The organism is Arsenophonus sp. ENCA (assembly GCF_002287155.1).
Classification (GTDB): Bacteria; Pseudomonadota; Gammaproteobacteria; order Enterobacterales; family Enterobacteriaceae; genus Arsenophonus; species Arsenophonus nilaparvatae.
In genome coordinates this window covers 1-3,714 of record NZ_NHNG01000812.1, presented here as the reverse complement: position 1 = coordinate 3,714, position 3,714 = coordinate 1, and the positions used below count along the sequence as shown (strand labels likewise).

At 39.2% G+C, this 3,714-nt stretch carries 3 protein-coding genes and 1 pseudogene; 2 read left to right on the top strand and 2 right to left on the bottom strand.

Features of this window, described 5'->3' with window-relative positions; translation table 11 throughout:
• Positions 1-179: 179 nt before the first annotated feature.
• Positions 180-683, bottom strand: a pseudogene (locus tag CBG25_RS21035) (alpha/beta fold hydrolase); the annotation flags it as partial.
• A 361-nt stretch (positions 684-1,044) separates the two neighbouring features.
• On the opposite strand from CBG25_RS21035, the gene seqA reads away from it, so the two are divergent.
• Positions 1,045-1,584 carry a replication initiation negative regulator SeqA gene (seqA, locus tag CBG25_RS21030; RefSeq protein ID WP_290609002.1) on the top strand — a complete coding sequence of 180 codons (540 nt, stop codon included), beginning with the start codon at positions 1,045-1,047 and terminating at the stop codon, positions 1,582-1,584.
• Between the two features lie 65 nt (positions 1,585-1,649).
• Positions 1,650-3,287, top strand: a complete 1,638-nt coding sequence (pgm, locus tag CBG25_RS21025; RefSeq protein ID WP_290609001.1) for a phosphoglucomutase (alpha-D-glucose-1,6-bisphosphate-dependent) — start codon at positions 1,650-1,652, stop codon at positions 3,285-3,287.
• 146 nt (positions 3,288-3,433) lie between these two features.
• On the opposite strand, the gene CBG25_RS21020 is transcribed toward pgm, so the two are convergent.
• Positions 3,434-3,714 (bottom strand): transposase family protein (locus tag CBG25_RS21020; RefSeq protein ID WP_290603775.1); only part of this gene is annotated, 281 nt, incomplete at its 5' end.

Genomic DNA, 3,714 nt, shown 5'->3' with positions numbered 1-3,714 from the left:
TACAGGTTTCGATCTTGACCAGCGGGTCACCCAACTTGTCGATCGTCTGTTGGTGATACTGGTTTGCAAAGAGGTCATTCTTAATGGCGCTGCGTTTCTTCATGGTGGTTAGCTCAGTAGACCAGCTTCCGATAACTTTATCAGCAAAATCAAACTCGGCTTAGGTTTTTCGAGGTGCCCTTTAATAAAAATTGAATTTCACTTTCTTCACTGATCATATTACGCATAATAATAGCCGCGTCTTGCCGTGAAGTTACGTCTGCTTGTATTACTGCTTCTAAAGCAGAAAATATATTTTCATGACGATTAATTTGATAAGTGACTGGCGCAATATCAATAACCACAATTTTTTCTATTAATTGTGGCGCTATTGCGGTCATGGCCATTGCTATTTTTCCACCCATTGAGTGTCCGATAGCGATAACACTTGTTTGCTTTAAATGCGTTAGTAGCTTTAAAACGTCTGTTGCCATTTCAGAATACAGCATCGTTTCCGCCCATGGCGAGTTGCCATGATTGCGAATATCGAGTTGAATAACGGTGAAATAATCTTGTAAATTGCGTGCCAATAGGCCTAAATTTTGTCTATCGCCAAACAGGCCATGGATTAGTACAATCGCAGCAGAAGATATAGGATTTTCCGGTTGATGGATGCGATAATTTAGCCAGTTATTTAGCAACATAGTCATATTAGCTTTTGTTAATTAATTAATTATTATAATGACATGGAAATAATGATAAACCAACAATTATCAACTCGATAGGTAGCAAAATTTAAGTTAATGTTGGTGAGTGAAAGGGTAAGTACCACGATAGTATTTTACTATTTATATAAATAATGTGACTAATGTCCGATCTCAATAAAAACATTTTTATTCATCGTAAGGTAAAGTTATTAAGCTGTTTCTATACTCATTGAGAATCAAAGCGAAAACTTTTTTATTAAAAGACTAAGCTTAAGTAATTGAAATATTGATTGTTTTGTTTTTTAAGTTTATATCTTATAATTGGCAGGTAATTTTAATTAAAACAGATTGAAATAACATGAAAACGATTGAAGTTGACGAAGAACTTTACCGCTATATCGCTAGTCATACCCAGCATATAGGTGAAAATGCATCGGTTATATTACGACGTCTATTAGGGTTTGACGTTAGTCAGTCGCATATTCCACTCTCGGTCACCGTAAGTAATATAACGGCAGGAGTGAAAAAAGATAAAGCAGTTTTTTCCCATGATGCAGCAAGAGTGATACATGATTTATTGCTTTCTAACAATTATGCAACTAAAAGCAAAGCGATTGATCGCTTTATGCTTATTTTATCCACTCTATACAATTTAAATAAACAAGCTTTTGTGGCAGCAACAGAATCAACCCATGGGAGGACGCGCATTTATTTTGCTAACGATAAACATACCCTATTGGCCAGTGGTAAGCAGACAAAACCTCGCCTAATACCCGATACGTCTTTTTGGGTAATTACCAATACCAACACCAATCGTAAACGCAATATAATTGAACAAATTATGCAAGATATGAAGTTTCCTGTTGAATTGGTTGAGAAGGTATGTGGTACGATTTAAACAAATATTATTGGTCACTTAGTTATTATTGCTATGTGTACCGCTGTTGCTGCGGAGAGAAATAAGTGGCATTACATAAACGTGCTGGGCAATCTGCCCAACAAAGTGATTTAATAAATGTTGAACAGTTGGTCGCACAATATTATTCACTACAACCGCAAGTAAAAAATCCTGCTCATAGCGTTAAATTTGGTACATCAGGTCATCGTGGTAGTGCTTGTCGTCATAGTTTTAATGAGCAACATATTTTAGCGATTACCCAAGCTATCATCGAAGTCCGTCGATTAAATGGAATTACTGGCCCTTGTTTAGTGGGAAAAGATACTCATGCTTTATCCGCGCCTGCTTTTATGACGGTTGTTGAAGTGTTGATCGCGAATGGCGTTGAAGTTATCGCGCAACAAGACGATGGTTTTACACCAACTCCGGCTATTTCTCACGCTATATTGGATTATAATCGTCAGCATCAAGCAAAAGCCGATGGTATTGTGATCACGCCTTCACATAATCCTCCAGAAGATGGTGGCATCAAATATAATCCACCCCATGGCGGCCCGGCTGATGAAGCACTAACAGTTGAAATTGAACGCCGAGCAAATCAATTTATTGCCGATCAATTATCAGCTATCCAACGTATCGATTATCAGGCCGCTATTAAAGATCCTCACTATCAACAACAAGATCTTGTTGAGCCTTATGTGGTTGCTTTGAGTGATGTTATTGATATGGCTGCGATCAAAAAAGCTGGATTAAAAATAGGTGTTGATCCGTTAGGGGGCGCCGGGATAAATTATTGGAAACGCATTGCTGAATATTATCAACTCGATTTAGAGTTAGTTAATGAACAAATAGATCCAACATTTAGTTTTATGCCTTTAGATCATGATGGTGTGATCCGGATGGATTGCTCTTCGCGCTGGGCGATGAAAGGCTTATTGGATTTGCGTAATAAATTTGATTTAGCTTTTGTCAATGATCCAGATTATGATCGTCATGGAATTATAACACCAGCGGGATTAATGGATCCAAATCATTATCTCGCGGTTGCTATCGATTATCTCTTTCGCCATCGGCCTCAATGGAAAAAAGAGGTTGTGGTGGGCAAAACATTAGTCTCCAGTGCCATGATCGATCGTGTGGTTGCCGATTTAGGACGTGAATTAGTTGAAGTACCAGTCGGTTTCAAATGGTTTGTTGATGGTTTATATCACGGTAAGTATGGTTTTGCTGGTGAAGAGAGCGCTGGTGCTGCTTTCTTACGATTTGATGGAACGCCATGGACGACCGACAAAGATGGTATCATTCTCTGTTTGTTAGCCGCAGAAATGACGGCAGTGACAGGGAAAAACCCGCAGCAGCGCTATCAAGAACTTGCTCACCGTTTTAGTGAACCTTGCTATAGTCGTATCCAGGCTAAAGCTAGCCATCAACAAAAACAACGTCTAGCTAAATTGTCCGCTGAAATGGTATCTGCAGATATGCTGGCCGGTGATCCGATTATTGCCCGCTTAACCAAAGCGCCAGGCAATGCCGCAGCGATTGGTGGTTTAAAAGTAATAACAGATTATGGTTGGTTCACGGCACGACCATCAGGTACAGAAGAAGCTTATAAAATTTACTGTGAAAGTTTTCGTGGTAAGGAGCATCTTAATTTGATTGAACAGGAGGCTATCCAGATTGTTAATCAAGTTATTGCAGATTGAGCAGTTTATTATCTGTTGCACCGTAAAATCCCATCCTTCCGGGGGTATATAAAGCGTGCTTTTCAGACTAGCCAGGTGTTTGCTGCTGTTCAATAAGCGTGTTGCTTAATAGTGAAATAAGGGTGTTTCGGTGATTGAAGTAAATTTTACGCTGTTCTGAGATGGAAATTCCAAAGACCTGCGCTAAGGAGTAAGAAGGTATCATCAATAAAGGGTCTACGATTCCGTAAAATTTGGGTCATGCAACCGAGGCGCTTGATACCCGCGATGGCGTGTTCAACTGTAATACGGATGCCCGAGATTATTTTATTTTCTTGTTTTTGTTCAGGCGATAAAGGTCTTTTTCGAGTTCCTTTTTTTGGGATTTGTGTATTAGGATGCTGTTTATCTATACCTTGAAAACCGGTATCTGCCCAGATGGTTACCT